The following is a 19,695-nucleotide window of genomic DNA, read 5'->3' on the forward strand; positions in this document are numbered from 1 at the left end:
GCGAGCGATTCACGCCGCTTTCAAGGCCAGCGTTCGCCGCATTAAGCGGTAGCCGCCGGCCGCCACCAGCAGCACGATCAGCCCGGCGGTGAGCGTGACGCCGAAGCCGGCCGCTATCCCGGCGGCATCGATCGCCAGGCCCGCCAATGCGGCGCCGAGCGCCACGCCTATCCCCAGGCCGGTGACCATCCAGGTCAACCCCTCCGTCAGCCGGGAGGGCGGCACGATGTTTTCAACCAGCCCCATGGCAATGATCATGGTCGGCGCAAAAAACAGTCCGGCGACAAACATCGCCGCCGCCAGCGTCAAGACATTGTGCACCCACAGCAGCGGCAGGGTGGTGAAGGCGGTGGCGAACGCCGCGTATAAGAACAGGCGAGGCAAGGGGACGGGGATCTTCATTGCGCCGAAAATCAGCCCGGCCAGGCAGGAGCCGAACGCGTAAACCGACAGCACGATGCTGGCGGCGGCCGGCTGTCCTTGCTGCTCGGCGAAGGCCACGCTGATGACGTCCACGGTGCCGACGATGGTGCCCAGGGCGATCAGCGCCAGCAGCAGGATCTGCATTGACGGCATGGCCAGGATGGCGCGCTGCCGCTGGTTATTGAGGGGGTAGACCGGGGGCTGAGTGCTTTTTTGCGAGGCGAATGCCGCAACGCCCGCCACCAGAAGCAGCGCGGCTACCAGAGGGCCGGCTTCTGGGAAGAGTGAAACGCTAAGCCCCACGGCGATCGGTGGGCCGACGATAAAGGCCACTTCATCTAACACGGACTCGAATGAAAATGCCGTGTGCAGCTGTGGCGTGCCGCGATAAATTTCGCTCCAGCGGGCTCGGACCATCGCGGAGATGCTGGGCATGCCGCCCGCAAGCGCGGCGAAGACGAACAGCGTCCAGTCCGGCGCCCGATAGTGGGTGCAGAGCAACAGCAGTAGCAGGGCGAGCGTACTGATCCCGGTGGCATACGGCAGCACGCGGCTTTGGCCGTGACGATCCGCCGCGCGCGCGATTTGCGGCGCAAGCAGCGCCATGGAAAAGGCGAACGTCGCCGCCACCGCGCCCGCCAACCAATAAGAGCCGCGTACCTGTGAGAGCATGGTGATGATGCCGATACCGGTCATCGAGACCGGCAGGCGCGCGATCAGCCCGGCAGAGGAAAACGCCTTGCTGCCCGGGGCGTTGAACAGGTTGAAATAAGGATTTGCCATGGAAAGGGCTCCAGAAGTTGGCGGCTCAGTATTCGCTCAATGGCCATCATTGACATACGCCACGTATGTTACGTTAATTGACATACATGGCGTATTTCAATTATAACGTTCATCAATAACGAGGCGGGAGTGGACCCATGGCACGTAAAGCGCGCGCAGAAATGATTGAAGAAACCCGACAAAAACTGGTGGCGGCCGCCCGTCAGCAGTTCGGCAGCGTGGGGTATGCCGAGACGGTGATGGATGAACTCACCGCGCAAGCCGGCATGACGCGCGGTGCGCTCTATCACCATTTTGGCGATAAAAAGGGGTTGTTCCTGGCGGTTGTGAAGGCGATTGACGCTGAAATGGATGCGCGTCTTGCCGACATTACCGCGCGTACGGCGGATGACTGGGAGGCGTTTGCGGCGCGTTGTCGCGGTTATTTGATCATGATGACGGAGCCGCAAGCGCAGCGCATTCTGCTGCGCGACTCACCTTCGGTGCTGGGGGCTGAATATTTGCAGGCCAGTAAGCTGCAATGCATTGTCTGGATGACGGGCGCATTGCAGGCGTTGATGGCGCAGGGGCGCATCGCCGTCGCCGAGCCGGAATCGCTGGCGCATTTGATCAACGGCGGCCTGATGGATGCCGCGCTTTGGATCGCGCACCAGCCGGATGAGAAAACCGCTTTGGAGCAGGCGTTGGCCGGTTTGTCGCTGTTGCTGAACGGCTTGCGGCCAACGGCCGCTTAACCGGGCAGGGTATTTACTCCTGCGGCAGCAGCAGGGCGGGCTGGACGTTTTGCGCCAGCTGAATATTGTTGCGGCCGCTGTGCTTCGCCAGATAGAGCGCGGCGTCGGCCGCGCCGATCGCCGATTCGACGTCCAGTTTTTCCAATGCCGAGATGCCGGCGCTGAGCGTCAGCGTACCGCTGTGCTGCGAGCTGGCGCCGTGCGGGATATTCAGTTCCGCCACCCGTTGGCGCACCCGTTCGGCCAACTGCGCCGCGTAGCCTTCGTGCACGTTGGTCAGCAGCACCAAAAACTCTTCCCCGCCGTAGCGCACCACGATGTCGCGCGAACGCACCGCATCGCGGATGGCGATCGCCACCTGCACCAGCGCCCGGTCGCCCATGGCGTGGCCGTAGCTGTCGTTGTAGACCTTGAAGTGGTCGATATCCAGCAGCAGCACGTAGTGGCGGCCGGTTTGCGGTTCCAGCAGCATGTTGATCTTATTCTCCAGCCCGCGGCGGTTATAAAGGCCGGTCAGAGGATCGAGCATGCTCAAATTATTGAATTTGTCCCGCTCGTTATACAGGTTGGCCACCAGCGCGTGGGTAAAGATTTCACTGCGTTTCAACATCAGGTGATGAATGGAGAAAGCGATAATAGGTAATAGCGTGGTGAATAATATCCGCAGGGTATTATGCATACCGTCTAAAGCCAGGATCATCATTGCGGAAGGCACGGCGTGTAAACAAAAGGCGGTAAAGTTGTCCGTCAGAGAAATAGCGCTGATAAAAAAGATGCTGAACAAACTAATTAATAAAAAATCTTGGTTATTCGGCAGGCAATATTGACTTTTAACGTAGATATGCGCAGCCCACAGCAGGCCGAGCACGCTGGCGAACAGGTTGAGTTTGTACAGGTATTGCCGCGGCGTATGCAGAGAAAATAGCGCCGCCGCCAGACAAAATAACGGGATGCATAATAAAGGCAGAGTAAAAGAAGGGACATCCCTAAAAGGGAACAATAACGTAAATATGGAAGAGGCGGCATTCATCATTAGAAAAAGAAATAATGCCAGGCGCTGCTTGCTGTTCAGTAATTCCTGATAAGAACGGGCGTTCATACGGAGGTCACTCTTTGCAAAGTCGTACTGTCGAATAATTAAGGTTGAGAAGCATTCCCTTGGCGCGAAATATCCACTTGAATTGCATGGTTGACCGTTGTGATTATTATCATGCAAACAGGACTAGGAATTTTCTTATGTCAAATTATCATTTTTTCCTGCTGGTGTCATCTGGGTTTGGTCATCGCAGCGAAAATGATGCGGCGGCCAAAAAAGTGTTATATGATATTGGTTATCATTATCACTTGAGGGGGTTGTCATGCTCACTGCCATGATTGCCGCATGCGGGCTGTGGGGCGTCAGCTGGTGCCTCGGCGATCGCCTGGCCAGCGCCTGGGGCGTTTTGCTGCCGTGCGCGCTGATGCCGCTGCTGGCCTTGATCGATCTCGATATGATGCAGCTGCGCAGCCTGATCGTGATAGCGATGTTGGCGACGCTGGTGATGCTGTTCAACAGCCGGCTGCGTCATTATCTGCTGCTGCCTTCCTGCATGGCGCTGGCGGGCGGCCTGGCGGCGGTCAGCCTCAACTTCAGCTTCGGGTAAAACGCTGGAAACGGCAAAACCACGCTTAGGCGTGTTTTTCATCAATGCGTTGGGATTTTTTCGAAGGAACTACCGGAGAGATCATCAATTGGTGCGAAGAGAGGGACTTGAACCCTCACGTCCGTAAGGACACTAACACCTGAAGCTAGCGCGTCTACCAATTCCGCCACCTTCGCACAGTCGATGTTGTTGCTTTGATTTATATTACGTCGCCAGCGTGGTGCGAAGAGAGGGACTTGAACCCTCACGTCCGTAAGAACACTAACACCTGAAGCTAGCGCGTCTACCAATTCCGCCACCTTCGCATCGATGCTGAGTGCAATATAAATCATGTGGTTATTTGGTGCGAAGAGAGGGACTTGAACCCTCACGTCCGTAAGGACACTAACACCTGAAGCTAGCGCGTCTACCAATTCCGCCACCTTCGCGTACCAGAAACATTACCGGAGTAACGTTACCACGGAGGCGAATTCTAGAGATTTTGGCGGGCACGTCAACAGTTATTTCCCCGCATTGCGGGCGTTTGCTGGAAAAACAGCCATATCGCCGCTTTTCCGCTGGTCAAACAGCCAAATCAGCCAATCAATCAACACCCTGACCCGTGGCGCCAGGAAACGGCCGGGCGGATACATGATGTAAATCGGCATCGGCGGCGGCGGCGTGTCCGCCAGCACTTCCACCAGTTCGCCCTGTTCGAGCCAGGGGGCAAGCGAATAGCGCGCCGCCTGAATCAACCCCATGCCGGCCCGCGCGCCGGCGATGTAGGCGTCGGCGCCGCTGACGCTCAGCCGGGCGGGGAGTTCGCGCAGTTCCACTTTGCCGCCGCGGCAGAATTCCAGCGGGTAATCGCGGTTGCTGGCCAGGGAAAAATACCCTACCGCGCGGTGCGGCTCCAGGCTATCAATGTCGCGTGGCATGCCGCAGGCCTGCAGGTAAGCGGGAGAAGCGCAGGTGACCTGTGGCAGCTGGGCGATGCGCCGCGCCACCAGGCTGTCGTCTTCGGTTTCCCAGGCGCGCAGCACGCAGTCCACGCCTTCGCGCAACAGATCGACGTGGGTGTCGTTGGCGCCCAGCGCCAGCGTGATGTCGGGATAGCGGCGGTAAAAGTCGTCCAGCGCCGGAATGACAATCTGGCGCGCCAGCGAATGGGGCATATCGATGCGCACTTTGCCGGACGGCTGCAGCTTATGGTGGCTGAACAGCGTGTCCGCCTCCTCCAGCGCCCCCAGCAACTGCACGCAGCGTTGATAGTAGAGGCTGCCTTCGCTGGTCACCTGCACCTGGCGGGTGGTGCGGATCAGCAGGCGCACGCCCAGCCGCTGCTCCAGCCGTTTCAACGCGTTGCTGACCGTGGCGCGCGGCAGCTGCAGGCGCTCGGCCGCCCGGCTGAAGCTGCCCAGTTCGACGATGCGGGTAAAAATGCGCATGGCTTGAACCTGATCCATGTCCACTCCGGATTGTTGGTGATTTTTGAACAGTGATGTGCAATCTGCATTATTTATCTTTGTAGCGTAAACAACCAGACTTTGCTGCGTTATCCGTTCATCGCATGAGGGCAGCACAATGCAACAACGTAAACTGGGTTCTCACGGCCCCCTCGTCTCCGCCTTGGGGCTGGGATGCATGGGCATGAGCGACTTCTACTCCACCGGCGCCGATCGGCAGGAAGCCATCGCCACGCTGCACCGGGCGCTGGAGCTGGGCGTCACGCTGCTCGACACCGCCGACATGTATGGCCCGCACACCAACGAGGAATTGGTGGGGGAAGCGATCAAGGGCAAACGGCAACAGGTGTTCCTGGCCACCAAGTTCGGCATCCTGCGCGATCCGGCGGATCCTTCGGCGCGCGGCGTCAGCAGCCGGCCCGAGTATATCCGGCGCTCGGTGGAAGGCAGCCTGCGGCGCTTGGGCGTAGAAGAGATCGATCTTTATTATCAGCATCGGGTCGATCCGCAGGTGCCGATCGAAGACGTCGTGGGCACGATGGCGGATCTGATCCGCGAAGGCAAGATCCGCCATATCGGCCTGAGCGAGGCGTCGGTCGCCACGCTGGAGCGGGCGCACAAGGTGCATCCGATAACCGCGCTGCAGACCGAGTATTCGCTGTGGACGCGCGATGCCGAACAGGGCGTGCTGGCGGCCTGTGAGCGCCTCGGCATCGGCTTTGTGCCTTACAGCCCGTTAGGGCGCGGTTTCCTCACCGGCGTTATCCGGCGGCCGGAGGATCTGGCCGAGGACGATTTCCGCCGCGGCAACCCGCGCTTCCAGGGGGAAAACTTCGCCCGCAACCTGGCGCTGGTGGAGAAGGTGGGTGAGCTGGCGGCACAGAAGGGCGTCAAGCCTTCACAGCTGGCGCTGGCCTGGGTGTTGGCGCAGGGCGAGCACATCGTGCCGATCCCCGGCACCAAACGCCGTCGCTATCTGGAAGAGAACGTCGCGGCGGCGGAGATAACGCTGAGCGCGGCCGAACTGGCGGCGATCGAAGCGGTGTTTCCGCTGAGTGCAGCGGCCGGCGATCGCTACGGCGCCGAGTCGATGGCCTATATCAACGGCTAAAAAAAAGCGCGGCCTCAGGCCGCGCTCTGTCGTTTTCCGCCAACGGCGAATTATTTCTTCTTCGGCGCGCGCGGTGGGCGGCCGACGGTGGCCTGATACACCTTGAAGCGGCCGTTCTGCGCCAGTACTTCGTGGCTGCCAAAGGTGGCGTCCAGAATGTCCGGGTACGGCAGGAAGGCGTTGGCGACGATGCGCAGCTGGCCGCCGATCGGCAGGTGTTTCACCGCGCCGCGGATCAGGGTTTCGGCGGCGGTCAGGCTGGTCTGCAGCCCGTCGTGGAACGGCGGGTTGGAGATGATCATGTCGAAACGGCCGGTGATGTCGGAGTAAACGTTGCTGACGATCACTTCGCCTTCGATGCCGTTGGCGGCCAGCGTCGCGCGGCTGGATTCCACCGCGGCGGCGTTGACGTCGCTGAGGGTAAGTTTCACCTTCGGCGACAGCTTGGCCATCACCGAGGCCATCACGCCGGCGCCGCAGCCGATGTCCAGCACCTTGCCTTTCATGTGTTTTTCCAGCGTCGACAGCAGCAGCGAGCTGCCGACGTCCAGGCCGTCGCGGCTGAACACGCCCGGCAGCGTTTTCACTTCCAGATCGTGCAGCTGATAGCTGTCCCACCAGTCGTCCAGGCTGAACTCGGTCTGTGCGTCCAGGCGGCCGTGATACAGGCCGCAGCGGCGCGCGCTGTCGATTTTCACCAGCGTGGCGTGGCCTTCCAGCGTTGGCTCGGCGCTGCGCACGCCGCTGCGGTTTTCACCGACCACGAACACGTCTACGCCCACCGGCAGCAGCGCCAGGATGTTGCACAGCTGGAATTGCGCTTCCTGCTTGCTCTTCGGCCAGTAGTAAACCAGCGTGTCGCAGTTGGCGACGAAAGCGGGATCGACGGTCAAACCGAACTGCACGTTATCGCCCATCGTCCGGTTCAGTAACTGCCAGTGATGGTATTGCTGAGTGTGGACGCGCACGTCCGCGGCCTCGAATTGGGCCGGCAGGCTGTCCTGCAGGTCGCCGGCAAACAGCACGCGGCGTTCGATAAATTCATCACTGTGGCGCAGCATGACTTCACTGGCGGGGGTTAATGCAGACATCAGATATTGGCTCCTGGAAATGAGACCGGGGATTATAGAGCTTTGTGGCGATATGTTCGACGGGTTTGTTGGCGCGGGCTGCGCGGGTTTGTTAGCATAGCGCGGCGCATGGCAGGCATGGCGCACCACAACGGGTAGGAATCGGCATGGCATCAAAACGCGACTGGCTGTTACAACAACTGGGTATTACGCAGTGGACATTGCGCCGCCCGGGCGTGTTGCAGGGCGAAGTGGCGGTCAGTCTGCCACCCGAGGCGCGCCTGCTGGTGGTGGCGCAGACGCTGCCCGCACCGGACGATCCGCTGTTTTGCGACGTGCTGCGCAGCCTGGGGCTGACGCCGGCGCAAACCTACAGCCTGACGCCGGAACAGGCGGCAATGCTGCCTGAAGAGACCGCATGCAACAGTTGGCGGCTGGGCGTGGCGGAACCGCTTGCGGTCGCCGGCGCGCAGCTACACAGCCCGGCGCTGGCCGAGCTTTCCCAAGACGCGGGGGCCAAACGCGCCCTCTGGCAGCAGATTTGTCATCATGAACACGATTTCTACCCTGACGGCGGCCGACCTGGCCACGGCCTTCACCATTGAGCAAGCCAGCCACGCTTTCCCCTGGACGGAAACCACCTTCGCCAGCAATCAGGGCGATCGCTACCTTAACCTGAAGCTGAGCGCCGACGGGGAGATGGCGGGGTTCGCCATCACGCAGATCGTGCTGGACGAAGCCACGCTGTTCAACATCGCCATTCATCCGCAGTACCAGCGCCGTGGCTTTGGCCGCCTGCTGCTCAACGCGTTGATTGAACGGCTGGAGAGCCGCGGCGTGGTCACGCTGTGGCTGGAAGTGCGCGCCTCCAACCAGGCGGCGATCGCGCTGTATGAAGATCTCGGTTTCAACGAGGTTACCGTGCGCCGCAATTATTACCCGAGCGCCCACGGCCGCGAAGACGCGATGGTGATGGCGCTGCCGCTGGCGTAATCCGCCCGGCCGGTAAAAGCATTGATTGTCACCGGTTGGCAAATCGGCGAAAATGCCCGGCTGTTATCTTTTATTCACCGCTTTGCCCGGCGCCGCGATCGGCGCGTTCTGATGATGTCGCAGGGCGGACTAACCGTAGAACCTGAAAACCATGTCTCCTAGTGAATTTGCCCGCGAAGTCTCCAAAAGAAGAACTTTCGCCATCATCTCGCACCCCGATGCCGGTAAAACCACCATTACCGAAAAAGTGCTGCTGTTCGGACAGGCGATCCAGACCGCCGGTACGGTAAAAGGCCGCGGCTCCAGCCAGCACGCCAAATCCGACTGGATGGAAATGGAAAAGCAGCGTGGGATCTCGATCACCACCTCGGTGATGCAGTTCCCGTACCGCGACAGCCTGGTCAACCTGCTGGATACCCCGGGGCACGAAGACTTCTCCGAAGATACTTACCGTACTCTGACCGCCGTCGACTGCTGTCTGATGGTGATCGACGCCGCCAAGGGCGTTGAGGATCGCACCCGCAAGCTGATGGAAGTGACCCGTCTGCGCGACACGCCGATCCTGACCTTCATGAACAAACTGGACCGCGATATCCGCGATCCGATGGAAGTGATGGATGAAGTCGAGCGAGAACTGAAGATCGCCTGCTCGCCCATCACCTGGCCGATCGGCTGCGGCAAGCTGTTCAAGGGCGTTTACCACCTGTACAAGGATGAAACCTACCTGTACCAGACCGGTAAAGGCCACACCATTCAGGAAGTGCGCATCGTCAAGGGCCTGAACAACCCGGAGCTGGATGCGGCGGTGGGTGAAGATCTGGCGGCGCAGTTGCGCGATGAGCTGGAGCTGGTGCAGGGCGCTTCCCACGAGTTCGATCAGGAAGCCTTCCTGAGCGGCGAGCTGACCCCGGTGTTCTTCGGTACCGCATTGGGCAACTTCGGCGTGGATCACATGCTGGACGGCCTGGTGGCCTGGGCGCCGGCGCCGATGCCGCGCAAAACCGACACCCGCGAAGTGACGGCGGCGGAAGAGAAATTCACCGGCTTCGTGTTCAAGATCCAGGCCAATATGGATCCGAAACACCGCGACCGCGTGGCCTTTATGCGCGTGGTTTCCGGCCGCTACGAGAAGGGCATGAAGCTGCGCCAGGTGCGCACCGGCAAAGACGTGGTGATCTCCGACGCGCTGACCTTTATGGCCGGCGACCGTTCGCACGTGGAAGAAGCCTATCCGGGCGACATCATCGGCCTGCACAACCACGGCACCATTCAGATCGGCGATACCTTCACCCAGGGTGAAGACATGAAGTTCACCGGCATCCCGAACTTCGCGCCGGAACTGTTCCGCCGCATTCGCCTGCGCGATCCGCTGAAGCAGAAACAGCTGCTGAAGGGGCTGGTGCAGCTGTCCGAAGAGGGCGCGGTGCAGGTGTTCCGTCCGATCGCCAACAACGATCTGATCGTCGGTGCGGTCGGGGTGCTGCAGTTCGACGTGGTGGTAGCGCGCTTGAAGAGCGAGTACAACGTGGAAGCGCTGTACGAGTCGGTCAACGTGTCGACCGCGCGCTGGGTCGAGTGCGACGACGTGAAGAAGTTCGAAGAGTTCAAGCGCAAGAACGAGATCAACCTGGCGCTGGACGGCGGGGACAACCTGTCCTATATCGCGCCGACCATGGTGAACCTCAACCTGACGCAGGAACGTTATCCTGATGTGACCTTCCGCAAGACGCGCGAACACTGATCAATCGGCAGGGCGCCCAGTGCGCCCTGCACGCCTCTCCTATTCCCACTGCGCTAATTAATAAACCTCCCTCATATTTTTCCTGCGAACCTAGGTCACCAGGCGATGTTCGTTCGGCCTGCATTTTCTGTCTAATGGTCTATCTTTAACGGGATGTCCGCACATTGCTTGAGAGTAAATCACTGTAATATGTTGTTTGTTTGGTGAGTTATTCTGATGTGTTGCCGATAGGAGACAGTCAGTGTCTTTAAATATCAATGAGATAGCTATATTTCAGTTTTGTGTGACTTAGCCTGTCGTCAATAGGCGACAGTTTTTTGGCTAAAAATCCAACGTCTGATTTATTTTATTTGATTTTTAAGGGTTTTTTTGAGTTGGCACGGCCGTTGCAATATTCCTGTCGTGAACGCTTAATCGTATAGCGATGATGAAGTATTTACCGAGAAGGCCGCGTGAAGGTGGCCGCAGGGTTCCGGCGCTCTGGCGTTGTGAGCCCCCAACAAAAGGAAGAGATCGATGAAAAAGACCAAATTTGCACACTCGCTGATGGCTGTTGTATTGGGTTCTGTGTTGGTCAGCGGCAGTGCGCTGGCCGAAGAGAGTCTGCTCAACAAGGCGTCTAACGCCGCGGACAGTGCCGGTGCCAAAATCGATAGCTCCATGAAAAAAGTTGACGGTTACATGGATGACAGCGCGATAACGGCTAAAGTTAAAAGTGCGTTGGTGGAAGATAAAACCATCAAAAGTTCCGACATTTCGGTGAAAACCGAAAAAGGCGCCGTGACCCTGAGCGGGTTCGTCGGCAGCCAGGCGCAGGCGGAGCATGCGGTCGCTGTCGCCGGCAAGGTGGAAGGCGTCAAGACCGTCAGCGACAAGCTGCACGTGAAAGATGAAGCCAACCAGTCGATCAAATCGTATGCCGGCGACACCGCCACCACCAGCGAGCTGAAAGCCAAGCTGCTGGCCGATGACATCGTGCCGTCGCGCAATGTGAAAGTGGAAACCACCGATGGCGTGGTGCAGCTTTCCGGCGAGGTGAAAACGCAGGCGCAGTCTGAGCGTGCGGAAAGCATCGCCAAGGCCATCGACGGCGTGAAAAGCGTGAAAAACGACCTGGTGGTCAAGCCGTAATCCCGCCAGGCGCCCGTAACAAGTAACAACAAGCCGCATCGGTCGGGCCGTGAAGGCGGCCCGACATGTACCACCAAAAAAAGAAACTGATTTGCCGTCGACGCCCCATTGTCGGGGCGGTAGACAGCAGCGAATTTTTTCACAATGGTAAGGAGAAGCTTATGTTTCGTTGGGGCATTATCTTTTTAGTCATCGCGCTTATCGCTGCGGCACTGGGGTTCGGTTCGCTGGCGGGCACCGCCGCCTGGGCGGCTAAAATCGTGTTTGTCGTCGGCATTATCCTGTTCCTGGTCAGCCTGTTCACCGGCCGTCGGCGCCCTTAGCCGGCCGGCTTTTTCCTGCAAACTGTAACAAAGCTTAATTCCTTTTCTCACGTCGGGGAGGGCCGGCCATGAACAGTGACATCATCGTCGGACGCTGGAAACAGCTGAAAGGCCAGGTATGGCAGGCATTGGCCGAATGGTCCGGCAGCGATTGCGTCTGGCTGGCCGGCAGCAATGATTTCCTCGCCGGCGTGCTGCAAGAGGATTACGGAAGAGAGCGAGACGCGGTATCCTCGGAGAAAACGTCTCACTGAGGATGCCAAGTTGGGATACAGAATACCCATCACGCTCGGCAATATAGAACCGCTGGCGTCTAAGCCCTTTCGGCCAGGCAAGATGGCGCTGGTCTGCGAAGGCGGCGGCCAGCGCGGCATTTTCACCGCCGGCGTGCTGGACGAGTTTCAGCGCGCGGGCTTTAACCCTTTCGACCTGCTGATCGGCACGTCGGCCGGCGCCCAGAATCTGTCCGCCTACATTTGCGGGCAGGTGGGCTACGCGCGCCGGGTGATCACCCGTTACACCACCTCGGCTCAATTCTTCAATCCGCTGCGCTTCGTGCGCGGCGGGCATCTGATCGATCTCGATTGGCTGGTTGATACGGCGGCGGCGCAGATGCCGCTGGCGATGGACGTAGCGGAACGGCACTTTACCGACGGGCGCGAGTTTCTGCTGTGCGCCTGCCGCAGCGACGATTTCGAACCGACCTATCTGCCGGCGCAGCGCGAGCGCTGGCTGCCAGCCATCAAGGCGTCCAGCGCCATTCCCGGCTTCTATCGCCAGGGCGTGGAGCTGGACGGCATCAGCTATCAGGACGGCGGCATCAGCGATGCGATCCCGGTGGAAGAGGCCTATCGCCGGGGCGCCGACACCATCGTGGTGATCCGCACCGTGCCTTCGCAGATGTACTACACCCCGCAGTGGATGAAGCGCATGGAACACTGGCTGAGCGACAGCAGCCTGCAGCAGATGGTGCGCATCCTGCAGCATCACGAGCAAAGCTATCACCGCATCCAGCGCTTTATCGAGAAGCCGCCGGGCAAGCTGCGCATCTTCGAGATCTTCCCGCCGAAGCCGCTGGCCAGCAATGCGCTGGGCAGCCGACTGGGGTCGCTCAATCAGGATTATCACCTGGGGCGCCGCTGCGGCCGCTATTTCCTGGCCACCGTCGGCCAGTGGATGGCGCAGCCGGAGCCGGACGGCATGAAGGTGAAAAAAGCGCTGTCGCGCCGCCTGATCCAGCCGGAGAACGTCAGAATGCCTTCGCCGATCGTGACCGATCTCGTCATGCCGTCCGATCTTGGCGCGCAGCCGGAGGCCGCGGTGGCGGCGCCGAAGATCATTCTGCCGGGCGATCTGCCGCCGGGTGAAGGGGGCGCGCTGTGAGCTATGCCTTTACCGACACCCACTGTCATTTCGATTTCCCGCCCTTTACCGGGCATGAGGGCGAGAGCCTGGTGCGAGCGGCAAGCGCCGGCGTCACGCGCATCATCGTCCCGACGGTCACCGCCGATCGCTTCGCGCGGGTGCTGCAGCTGGCGCAGGATCACGCGCCGCTGTTCGCCGCGCTGGGGCTGCATCCGCTGTATATCGCGCAGCATCATGAGCCGCAGTTGGAGCAACTGGCGGCGCTGCTGGCCGAACGGCCGCGCAAGCTGGTAGCGGTGGGGGAGGTCGGGCTCGATCTGTATATGGACAACCCGCAGTTCGAGCGCCAGCAAAGCGTGCTGCTGGCCCAGCTGCGGCTGGCGAAACAGCATGACCTGCCGGTGATCCTCCATTCGCGCCGCACCCACGATCAGCTGGCTGCGGCCCTGCGGCGCGTGCAGCTGCCGCGTCGCGGCGTGGTGCACGGCTTCGCCGGCAGCCTGTCGCAGGCGCAGGCGTTTATCCGCCTCGGCTATTACATCGGCGTGGGCGGCACCATCACCTATGAGCGGGCGCAGAAAACGCGCGGCGTGATGGCGCAGCTGCCGCTCGAGGCGCTGTTGCTGGAGACCGATGCGCCGGACATGCCGCTGGCGGGCTATCAGGGGCAGCCGAATCGCCCCGAACGCGCCGCCGAGGTGTTTCAAACGCTGTGCGAGCTGCGGCCGGAACCGGCCGACGAGATCGCCGCCCATCTGCAGCGCAATGCTCAGGCGCTGTTTGCCATGCCGGATTGATGAGGTGATAACGTGACCTGCGTCACGTTATAAGATTTTCATTTGCGTCTCGTTGTATGCATTTGTGACATAAATCGGTGCGAGAGTGACCTCGCTCAGTATAATCCCCCCGAAACTCTCCAATAGCAGACCTCTCTTTATGAGCAGGGATGTATTTTATTTTTTGCAACAGGGAAACTTTGCATGCAACTCATCATGAGCCTAGTCGGCATGGCGGTGCTGATCGCCATTGCGGTGCTGCTCTCCAGCAACCGCCGGGCCATCAAACTGCGCACCGTCGCGTGGGCGTTCATCATTCAGGTCGGCATCGGCGCGCTGGTGCTGTATGTGCCGCTGGGCCGCAGCATCCTCGGCAGTATGTCGAACGGCGTGGCAAACGTTATCGCCTACGGCAATCAGGGCATTTCGTTCATTTTCGGCGGGCTGGTGTCCGACAAGATGTTCGAGGTGTTCGGCGGCGGCGGCTTCGTGTTCGCGCTGCGCGTCCTGCCGGTGATCGTGTTCTTCTCCTCGCTGATTGCGGTGCTGTACTACCTCGGCATCATGCAGTTGGTGATCCGCGTGCTGGGCGGCGGGCTGCAAAAGCTGTTGGGCACCTCGCGCACCGAATCGCTGTCGGCGACCGCCAACATTTTCGTTGGTCAGACCGAAGCGCCGCTGGTGGTGCGTCCGTATATCGCCACCATGAGCCAATCAGAACTGTTCGCGGTGATGTGCGGCGGCCTGGCCTCGGTGGCCGGTTCGGTGCTGGCGGGATATGCGCAGATGGGCGTGCCGCTGGAATACCTGATCGCCGCGTCCTTCATGGCCGCGCCGGGCGGGCTGCTGTTCGCCAAGCTGATGGTGCCGGAAACCGAGCAGACCCACGATAAAGACGATGCGATGAAGCTGATCGCCGAAGAGGATCGTCCGGCCAACGTGATCGACGCGGCGGCTTCCGGCGCGGCCTCCGGCATGCAGCTGGCGCTGAACGTCGGTGCGATGCTGCTGGCGTTTATCGCGCTGATCGCCTTGCTTAACGGCATTCTCGGCGGCATCGGCGGCTGGTTCGATTATCCGCAGCTGTCGCTTGAACTGATCCTCGGCTGGGTGTTCTCGCCGATCGCCTTCCTGATCGGTGTACCGTGGAGCGAGGCGATGACCGCCGGTTCGTTCATCGGCCAGAAGATCATCGTCAACGAGTTCGTCGCCTACATGAACTTCGGCGCCTATCTGCGTCCGGACGACGTAGTGGCGGCGGAAGGCCTGCAGGTGCTGTCGGCCCATACCAAGGCGATCATCTCCTTCGCGCTGTGCGGCTTCGCCAACCTTTCCTCGGTGGCGATCCTGCTGGGCGGTCTGGGCAGCATGGCGCCCAATCGTCGCCACGACATCGCGCGCTTCGGTCTGAAGGCCGTGGCGGCGGGCACGCTGTCCAACCTGATGAGTGCCACCATCGCCGGCTTCTTCCTGGCGCTGTAAGCCATCCCGAGTCCCGCGACGGCGCGACCGATCGCGGGACTCCGCCTATACTCTAAGCAACGCGGGTGCGTGCCGCACCCGCGATCTTCAGCCGCTTCTTTAGCGAATTTGTGAACGATATCGCGTTATTTTGTGATGCTCTTCACATATAATTCCGGTCTGTTACAGTGCTATTTCATATAGTGTGACGATGAGCGCGAATCGCCTCCGGCATTCGTGTTCAAATAGCTATTACTGGCCGGCCGCAAGGCGGGTGGCCATGTGCGGTGAGAAGGATCTCAGTTGCCGCCGCGGGAACGCCGTTCCCCAGCGCTATCTTCATGGAACCAAGTCCGCTCGCCAACACCCAGGTACTCAGTTGGAGAGTTTTATGACCGAATTAACCGCAGCAGCGCAACGTGCGCTGAATTTGATGGATTTAACCACGCTGAATGATGATGACACCGACGAGAAAGTGATCGCGCTCTGTCGTCAGGCCAACAGCCCGGCCGGCCACACGGCGGCCATCTGCATCTACCCGCGTTTTATCCCGGTGGCGCGCAAGGCGCTGCGCGAGCAAGGCACGCCGGACATCCGCATCGCCACCGTGACCAACTTCCCGCATGGCAACGACGATATCGGCATCGCGCTGGCGGAAACCCGCGCGGCCATCGCCTATGGCGCGGATGAAGTGGACGTGGTGTTCCCTTACCGCGCGCTGATCGCCGGCAACGAACAGGTCGGCTTCGAGCTGGTGAAACAGTGCAAGCAGGCTTGCCAGGCGGCCAACGTGCTGCTGAAAGTGATCATCGAAACCGGTGAGCTGAAGCAGGCCGATCTGATCCGCAAGGCGTCCGAGATCGCCATCAAGGCCGGGGCGGACTTTATCAAGACCTCCACCGGTAAGGTGCCGGTCAACGCCACGCTGGAAAGCGCCGAGCTGATGATGTCGGTGATCCGCGATATGGGCGTGGCGAAGACGGTGGGCTTCAAGCCGGCCGGCGGCGTGCGCACCGCAGAGGATGCGCTGCATTATCTGCAGCTTGCCGATCGTATTCTGGGCGAAGGCTGGGCCGATGCGCGGCATTTCCGCTTTGGCGCTTCCAGCCTGCTGGCCAGCTTGCTGACCGCGCTGGGCCACCAGACCCAGACCGCCGGCGGCGGCTACTGATCGATTTCGTTGGCGGGCGCCAGGCGCGCCCGTCTGCACCGACTCTCGGCGACACAGGGGGATGCCTTGTTCCTGGCTCAAGAAATTATTCGTAAGAAACGCGACGGCCAGCCGTTAAGCGAAGCGGAAATCCGCTTTTTCATCAACGGCATTCGCGACAACGTGGTGTCGGAAGGGCAGATCGCCGCGCTGGCGATGACCATTTATTTCCATGACATGAGCATGCTGGAGCGCGTGGCGCTCACTATGGCGATGCGCGATTCCGGCACCGTGCTGGACTGGAAAAGCCTGGCGCTGAACGGCCCGATCGTCGACAAGCATTCGACCGGCGGCGTGGGCGACGTGACCTCGCTGATGCTCGGCCCGATGGTGGCGGCCTGCGGCGGCTATGTACCGATGATCTCCGGCCGCGGCCTGGGGCATACCGGCGGCACGCTGGACAAGCTGGAAGCCATTCCGGGCTTCAATATTTTCCCGGACGATAACGCCTTCCGCAAAATCATTCAGGACGTCGGCGTGGCGATCATTGGCCAGACCAGCTCGCTGGCGCCGGCGGACAAACGTTTTTACGCCACCCGCGACATCACCGCCACCGTGGATTCGATCCCGCTGATCACCGCCTCCATTCTGGCCAAGAAGCTGGCGGAAGGGCTGGATGCGCTGGTGATGGACGTGAAGGTCGGCTCCGGCGCCTTTATGCCGACCTATGCGCTGTCGCAAGATTTGGCGCAGGCGATCGTCGGCGTGGCCAACGGCGCGGGCTGCAAGACCACCGCGCTGCTGACCGACATGAACCAGGTGTTGGCCTCCAGCGCCGGCAACGCGGTGGAAGTGCGTGAAGCGGTGCGCTTCCTGACCGGCGAATACCGCAACCCGCGCCTGCTGGAAGTGACGCTGGCGCTGTGCGTGGAAATGCTGCTGTCCGGCGGCCTGGCGCAAGACGAGGCCGACGCGCGCGCCAAACTGCAGGCGGTGCTGGACAACGGCAAGGCGGCGGAGGTGTTTGGCCGCATGGTGGCGGCGCAGCAGGGGCCGATAGACTTCGTCGAACGCTACGATAGCTATCTGCCGGCGGCAACGCTGAGCAAGCCGGTGTATGCTGAAAAGCCGGGCATCATCAGCGCCATGGATACCCGCGCGCTGGGCATGGCGGTGGTTGCGTTGGGCGGCGGCCGTCGCCGGGCGAGCGACGCCATCGATTACAGCGTTGGCCTGACCGAGGTGGCGCGCCTGGGTGAGAAAGTGGATGCCCAGCAGCCGCTGGCGATGATCCACGCCAACGATGAAGAGAGCTGGCAGCAGGCGGCCGATGCGGTGCGCAGCGCGATGACGCTGAGCGACAAGGCGCCGGAAGCGACGCCGGTGGTGTATAAGCGCATCACGGAATAACCCAAGAATCAGGAACGGTCGCGGCTTTTTCGCGGCCGTCCAAAGCGTGAGAACACGCAGGAGAGCACAGATGAAACGCACATTTATTATGGTATTGGACTCCTTCGGCATCGGCGCCAGCGAAGACGCCGAACGTTTTGGCGATCAGGGTTCCGACACCCTGGGCCACATCGCCGAGGTTTGCGCGCGCGGTGAGGCCAACGTGGGCCGCCAGGGCCCGCTGACGCTGCCTAACCTGAGCCGTCTGGGTCTCGGCAAAGCGGCGGAAGAGTCCACCGGCAACTTCCCGCAGGGGTTGGATCGCAACGCCGACATCATCGGCGCTTACGCTTACGCCAGCGAACTCTCTTCCGGTAAAGACACGCCGTCGGGCCACTGGGAAATCGCCGGCGTGCCGGTGCTGTTCGACTGGGGCTATTTCAAGGACGAGCACAACAGCTTCCCGCAGGCACTGCTGGACAAACTGGTCGAACGCGCCAAGCTGCCGGGCTACCTGGGCAACTGCCACTCATCCGGCACCGTGATCCTCGATCAGCTGGGTGAAGAGCACATGAAAACCGGCAAGCCGATTTTCTACACCTCCGCCGACTCGGTATTCCAGATCGCCTGCCATGAAGAAACCTTCGGCCTGGATCGCCTGTACGAGCTGTGCGAAATCGCGCGTGAAGAGCTGACCGAAGGCGGGTATAACATCGGCCGCGTGATCGCGCGTCCGTTCGTCGGCGACAAGCCGGGCAACTTCCAGCGTACCGGCAACCGTCACGATCTGGCGGTAGAGCCGCCGGCGCCGACCGTGCTGAAAAAGCTGGTGGACGAGAAGGGCGGCGAAGTGGTGTCGATCGGTAAAATCGCCGACATCTACGCCAACGTCGGCATCACCAAGAAGGTGAAGGCGACCGGCATCGACGCGCTGTTCGACGCGACCCTGATCGAAATGGAAAAGGCCGGCGACAACACCATCGTGTTCACCAACTTCGTGGACTTCGACTCCTCCTATGGCCACCGCCGTGACGTGGCGGGCTACGCCGCCGCGCTGGAGCTGTTCGACCGCCGCCTGCCGGAGCTGCTGAAGCTGGTGAAAGACGAAGACATCATCATCTTCACCGCCGACCACGGCTGCGACCCGACCTGGCCGGGCACCGACCACACCCGCGAGCACATCCCGGTGCTGGTTTACGGCCCGAAAGTGAAACCGGGCTCGCTGGGCCACCGCGAGACCTTCGCCGACATCGGCCAGACCGTTGCCAATTATTTTGGCCTGTCGCCGATGGATTACGGTAAGAGCATGTTTTAATCCGTGAGTTTAAGGCGGCGGCGCAGTTGGCCGCCGTCTGACATGCCACGGCTTATACGTTTAACGCTATTTAATACGATTTAAAGGAAGAGAATTATGGCTACGCCGCACATTAATGCTGAGATGGGTGATTTCGCTGACGTAGTACTGATGCCGGGCGATCCGCTGCGTGCAAAATACATCGCCGAAACCTTCCTGGAAGGCGCGGTGGAAGTGAACAACGTGCGCGGCATGTTGGGCTTCACCGGCACCTATAAAGGCCGCCGCATCTCCGTAATGGGCCACGGCATGGGCATCCCGTCCTGCTCCATCTATGCGCGCGAGCTGATCGCAGAATTCGGCGTGAAGAAGATCATTCGCGTGGGCTCCTGCGGCGCGGTGCGTGACGATATCAAACTGCGTGACGTGGTGATCGGCATGGGCGCGTGCACCGACTCCAAGGTGAACCGTCTGCGCTTCAAGGACAACGACTACGCGGCGATCGCCGACTTCGACATGGTGCGCAACGCGGTCGACGCGGCGGCGGCGCAGGGCATCCCGGCGCGCGTGGGCAACATCTTCTCCGCCGATCTGTTCTACACCCCGGATCCGGACATGTTCCAGGTGATGAAGAAGTACGGCATCCTGGGCGTGGAAATGGAAGCGGCCGGCATCTACGGCGTGGCGGCAGAGCTGTACGAAGAGTTCGGCTGCAAGGCGCTGACCATCTGCACCGTGTCCGACCACATCCTGCGTCACGAAGCGACCACGGCGGCGGAACGCCAGACCACCTTTAACGACATGATCGTTATCGCGCTGGAATCCGTGCTGCTGGGCGACAAAGCGTAGTACCCCGGCGGGCG

The 19,695-nt window shown here is 60.8% G+C and carries 20 protein-coding genes and 3 tRNA genes; 16 read left to right on the forward strand and 7 right to left on the reverse strand.

The window, feature by feature from the left end; genetic code table 11:
* Positions 1-9 precede the first annotated feature (9 nt).
* Positions 10-1,206 carry an MFS transporter gene (locus ACJ8HN_RS15185; protein ID WP_060430930.1) on the reverse strand — a complete coding sequence of 399 codons (1,197 nt, stop codon included), beginning with the start codon at positions 1,204-1,206 and terminating at the stop codon, positions 10-12.
* Positions 1,207-1,343: 137 nt separating this feature from the next.
* Here ACJ8HN_RS15185 and ACJ8HN_RS15190 point away from each other — a divergent pair, with 137 nt between their 5' ends.
* Positions 1,344-1,940 carry a TetR/AcrR family transcriptional regulator gene (locus ACJ8HN_RS15190; protein WP_033648512.1) on the forward strand — a complete coding sequence of 199 codons (597 nt, stop codon included), beginning with the start codon at positions 1,344-1,346 and terminating at the stop codon, positions 1,938-1,940.
* 13 nt (positions 1,941-1,953) lie between these two features.
* Here the strand turns inward: ACJ8HN_RS15190 and ACJ8HN_RS15195 are convergent, their stop codons facing one another.
* Positions 1,954-2,856, reverse strand: coding sequence for a GGDEF domain-containing protein (locus tag ACJ8HN_RS15195; RefSeq protein ID WP_370739131.1), 903 nt, complete (start codon positions 2,854-2,856; stop codon positions 1,954-1,956).
* A 442-nt stretch (positions 2,857-3,298) separates the two neighbouring features.
* Between ACJ8HN_RS15195 and ACJ8HN_RS15200 the strand changes: the two genes are divergently transcribed.
* Complete coding sequence (locus ACJ8HN_RS15200; RefSeq protein ID WP_033637006.1) at positions 3,299-3,583, forward strand: DUF1435 domain-containing protein; 285 nt, start codon at positions 3,299-3,301, stop codon at positions 3,581-3,583.
* Between the two features lie 89 nt (positions 3,584-3,672).
* On the opposite strand, the gene ACJ8HN_RS15205 is transcribed toward ACJ8HN_RS15200, so the two are convergent.
* The 4 genes from ACJ8HN_RS15205 to ACJ8HN_RS15220 form a co-directional block, all read right to left on the reverse strand.
* Positions 3,673-3,759 (reverse strand) — tRNA-Leu (locus tag ACJ8HN_RS15205).
* Between the two features lie 42 nt (positions 3,760-3,801).
* Positions 3,802-3,888: transfer RNA gene (locus ACJ8HN_RS15210), tRNA-Leu, on the reverse strand.
* A gap of 36 nt (positions 3,889-3,924) precedes the next feature.
* Positions 3,925-4,011: transfer RNA gene (locus ACJ8HN_RS15215), tRNA-Leu, on the reverse strand.
* A gap of 72 nt (positions 4,012-4,083) precedes the next feature.
* A complete protein-coding gene (locus tag ACJ8HN_RS15220) occupies positions 4,084-5,028 on the reverse strand; it encodes a LysR substrate-binding domain-containing protein (protein ID WP_442523663.1) in 945 nt (314 codons plus the stop codon).
* A gap of 118 nt (positions 5,029-5,146) precedes the next feature.
* Between ACJ8HN_RS15220 and ACJ8HN_RS15225 the strand changes: the two genes are divergently transcribed.
* Positions 5,147-6,139 (forward strand): aldo/keto reductase, encoded by a 993-nt coding sequence (locus ACJ8HN_RS15225; RefSeq protein WP_442523664.1) that lies wholly within the window; start codon positions 5,147-5,149, stop codon positions 6,137-6,139.
* A 50-nt stretch (positions 6,140-6,189) separates the two neighbouring features.
* Here the strand turns inward: ACJ8HN_RS15225 and rsmC are convergent, their stop codons facing one another.
* Positions 6,190-7,230 (reverse strand): 16S rRNA (guanine(1207)-N(2))-methyltransferase RsmC, encoded by a 1,041-nt coding sequence (rsmC, locus tag ACJ8HN_RS15230; protein ID WP_164134606.1) that lies wholly within the window; start codon positions 7,228-7,230, stop codon positions 6,190-6,192.
* Between the two features lie 146 nt (positions 7,231-7,376).
* On the opposite strand from rsmC, the gene ACJ8HN_RS15235 reads away from it, so the two are divergent.
* The 13 genes from ACJ8HN_RS15235 to deoD all read left to right on the forward strand — a co-directional run bounded on the left by ACJ8HN_RS15235 (position 7,377) and on the right by deoD (position 19,681).
* Positions 7,377-7,814 carry a DNA polymerase III subunit psi gene (locus ACJ8HN_RS15235; RefSeq protein ID WP_033637012.1) on the forward strand — a complete coding sequence of 146 codons (438 nt, stop codon included), beginning with the start codon at positions 7,377-7,379 and terminating at the stop codon, positions 7,812-7,814.
* Positions 7,759-8,202: a ribosomal protein S18-alanine N-acetyltransferase gene (gene rimI, locus ACJ8HN_RS15240; RefSeq protein ID WP_442523665.1), complete on the forward strand. Its 444-nt coding sequence runs from the start codon at positions 7,759-7,761 to the stop codon at positions 8,200-8,202. Before ACJ8HN_RS15235 ends, rimI begins: the two co-directional genes overlap by 56 nt.
* Positions 8,203-8,353: 151 nt before the next feature.
* A complete protein-coding gene (prfC, locus tag ACJ8HN_RS15245; RefSeq protein WP_004933094.1) occupies positions 8,354-9,943 on the forward strand; it encodes a peptide chain release factor 3 in 1,590 nt (529 codons plus the stop codon).
* A 516-nt stretch (positions 9,944-10,459) separates the two neighbouring features.
* A complete protein-coding gene (gene osmY / locus ACJ8HN_RS15250; RefSeq protein ID WP_033637016.1) occupies positions 10,460-11,074 on the forward strand; it encodes a molecular chaperone OsmY in 615 nt (204 codons plus the stop codon).
* Between the two features lie 161 nt (positions 11,075-11,235).
* Positions 11,236-11,397 carry a DUF1328 domain-containing protein gene (locus tag ACJ8HN_RS15255; protein WP_004857650.1) on the forward strand — a complete coding sequence of 54 codons (162 nt, stop codon included), beginning with the start codon at positions 11,236-11,238 and terminating at the stop codon, positions 11,395-11,397.
* Between the two features lie 68 nt (positions 11,398-11,465).
* The gene (locus tag ACJ8HN_RS15260) at positions 11,466-11,651 is read left to right on the forward strand and encodes a CsbD family protein (protein ID WP_033649120.1); all 186 of its coding nucleotides are present in this window, start codon (positions 11,466-11,468) and stop codon (positions 11,649-11,651) included.
* 10 nt (positions 11,652-11,661) lie between these two features.
* Complete coding sequence (locus ACJ8HN_RS15265) at positions 11,662-12,780, forward strand: patatin-like phospholipase family protein (RefSeq protein WP_103774072.1); 1,119 nt, start codon at positions 11,662-11,664, stop codon at positions 12,778-12,780.
* Complete coding sequence (locus tag ACJ8HN_RS15270; protein ID WP_193145650.1) at positions 12,777-13,559, forward strand: TatD family hydrolase; 783 nt, start codon at positions 12,777-12,779, stop codon at positions 13,557-13,559. The genes ACJ8HN_RS15265 and ACJ8HN_RS15270 overlap by 4 nt, the downstream gene beginning before the upstream one ends.
* 183 nt (positions 13,560-13,742) lie before the next feature.
* Positions 13,743-15,020 (forward strand): NupC/NupG family nucleoside CNT transporter, encoded by a 1,278-nt coding sequence (locus ACJ8HN_RS15275; RefSeq protein ID WP_033637021.1) that lies wholly within the window; start codon positions 13,743-13,745, stop codon positions 15,018-15,020.
* A 370-nt stretch (positions 15,021-15,390) separates the two neighbouring features.
* Positions 15,391-16,170 (forward strand): deoxyribose-phosphate aldolase, encoded by a 780-nt coding sequence (gene deoC, locus ACJ8HN_RS15280; protein ID WP_442523666.1) that lies wholly within the window; start codon positions 15,391-15,393, stop codon positions 16,168-16,170.
* Between the two features lie 66 nt (positions 16,171-16,236).
* Positions 16,237-17,559 (forward strand): thymidine phosphorylase, encoded by a 1,323-nt coding sequence (gene deoA / locus ACJ8HN_RS15285; protein ID WP_074026367.1) that lies wholly within the window; start codon positions 16,237-16,239, stop codon positions 17,557-17,559.
* 70 nt (positions 17,560-17,629) lie between these two features.
* Positions 17,630-18,853, forward strand: a complete 1,224-nt coding sequence (gene deoB / locus ACJ8HN_RS15290; protein ID WP_033649124.1) for a phosphopentomutase — start codon at positions 17,630-17,632, stop codon at positions 18,851-18,853.
* A 96-nt stretch (positions 18,854-18,949) separates the two neighbouring features.
* A complete protein-coding gene (deoD, locus tag ACJ8HN_RS15295; RefSeq protein ID WP_033652875.1) occupies positions 18,950-19,681 on the forward strand; it encodes a purine-nucleoside phosphorylase in 732 nt (243 codons plus the stop codon).
* Positions 19,682-19,695 lie beyond the last annotated feature (14 nt).

This window comes from Serratia sp. CY29653, from assembly GCF_052169255.1.
Classification (GTDB): Bacteria; Pseudomonadota; Gammaproteobacteria; order Enterobacterales; family Enterobacteriaceae; genus Serratia; species Serratia sarumanii.

What these genes read in the sequence shown, in the direction of transcription:
- deoD (WP_033652875.1), top strand. Translation starts at nt 18,950, where the DNA reads ATGGCTACGCCGCACATTAATGCTGAGATGGGTGATTTCGCTGACGTA.
- ACJ8HN_RS15275 (WP_033637021.1), top strand. Translation starts at nt 13,743, where the DNA reads ATGCAACTCATCATGAGCCTAGTCGGCATGGCGGTGCTGATCGCCATT.
- rsmC (WP_164134606.1), bottom strand. Translation starts at nt 7,230, where the DNA reads ATGTCTGCATTAACCCCCGCCAGTGAAGTCATGCTGCGCCACAGTGAT.
- ACJ8HN_RS15190 (WP_033648512.1), top strand. Translation starts at nt 1,344, where the DNA reads ATGGCACGTAAAGCGCGCGCAGAAATGATTGAAGAAACCCGACAAAAA.
- deoC (WP_442523666.1), top strand. Translation starts at nt 15,391, where the DNA reads ATGACCGAATTAACCGCAGCAGCGCAACGTGCGCTGAATTTGATGGAT.
- prfC (WP_004933094.1), top strand. Translation starts at nt 8,354, where the DNA reads ATGTCTCCTAGTGAATTTGCCCGCGAAGTCTCCAAAAGAAGAACTTTC.
- ACJ8HN_RS15185 (WP_060430930.1), bottom strand. Translation starts at nt 1,206, where the DNA reads ATGGCAAATCCTTATTTCAACCTGTTCAACGCCCCGGGCAGCAAGGCG.
- deoB (WP_033649124.1), top strand. Translation starts at nt 17,630, where the DNA reads ATGAAACGCACATTTATTATGGTATTGGACTCCTTCGGCATCGGCGCC.
- rimI (WP_442523665.1), top strand. Translation starts at nt 7,759, where the DNA reads ATGAACACGATTTCTACCCTGACGGCGGCCGACCTGGCCACGGCCTTC.
- ACJ8HN_RS15255 (WP_004857650.1), top strand. Translation starts at nt 11,236, where the DNA reads ATGTTTCGTTGGGGCATTATCTTTTTAGTCATCGCGCTTATCGCTGCG.
- osmY (WP_033637016.1), top strand. Translation starts at nt 10,460, where the DNA reads ATGAAAAAGACCAAATTTGCACACTCGCTGATGGCTGTTGTATTGGGT.
- ACJ8HN_RS15235 (WP_033637012.1), top strand. Translation starts at nt 7,377, where the DNA reads ATGGCATCAAAACGCGACTGGCTGTTACAACAACTGGGTATTACGCAG.
- ACJ8HN_RS15225 (WP_442523664.1), top strand. Translation starts at nt 5,147, where the DNA reads ATGCAACAACGTAAACTGGGTTCTCACGGCCCCCTCGTCTCCGCCTTG.
- ACJ8HN_RS15220 (WP_442523663.1), bottom strand. Translation starts at nt 5,028, where the DNA reads ATGGATCAGGTTCAAGCCATGCGCATTTTTACCCGCATCGTCGAACTG.
- ACJ8HN_RS15200 (WP_033637006.1), top strand. Translation starts at nt 3,299, where the DNA reads ATGCTCACTGCCATGATTGCCGCATGCGGGCTGTGGGGCGTCAGCTGG.
- ACJ8HN_RS15260 (WP_033649120.1), top strand. Translation starts at nt 11,466, where the DNA reads ATGAACAGTGACATCATCGTCGGACGCTGGAAACAGCTGAAAGGCCAG.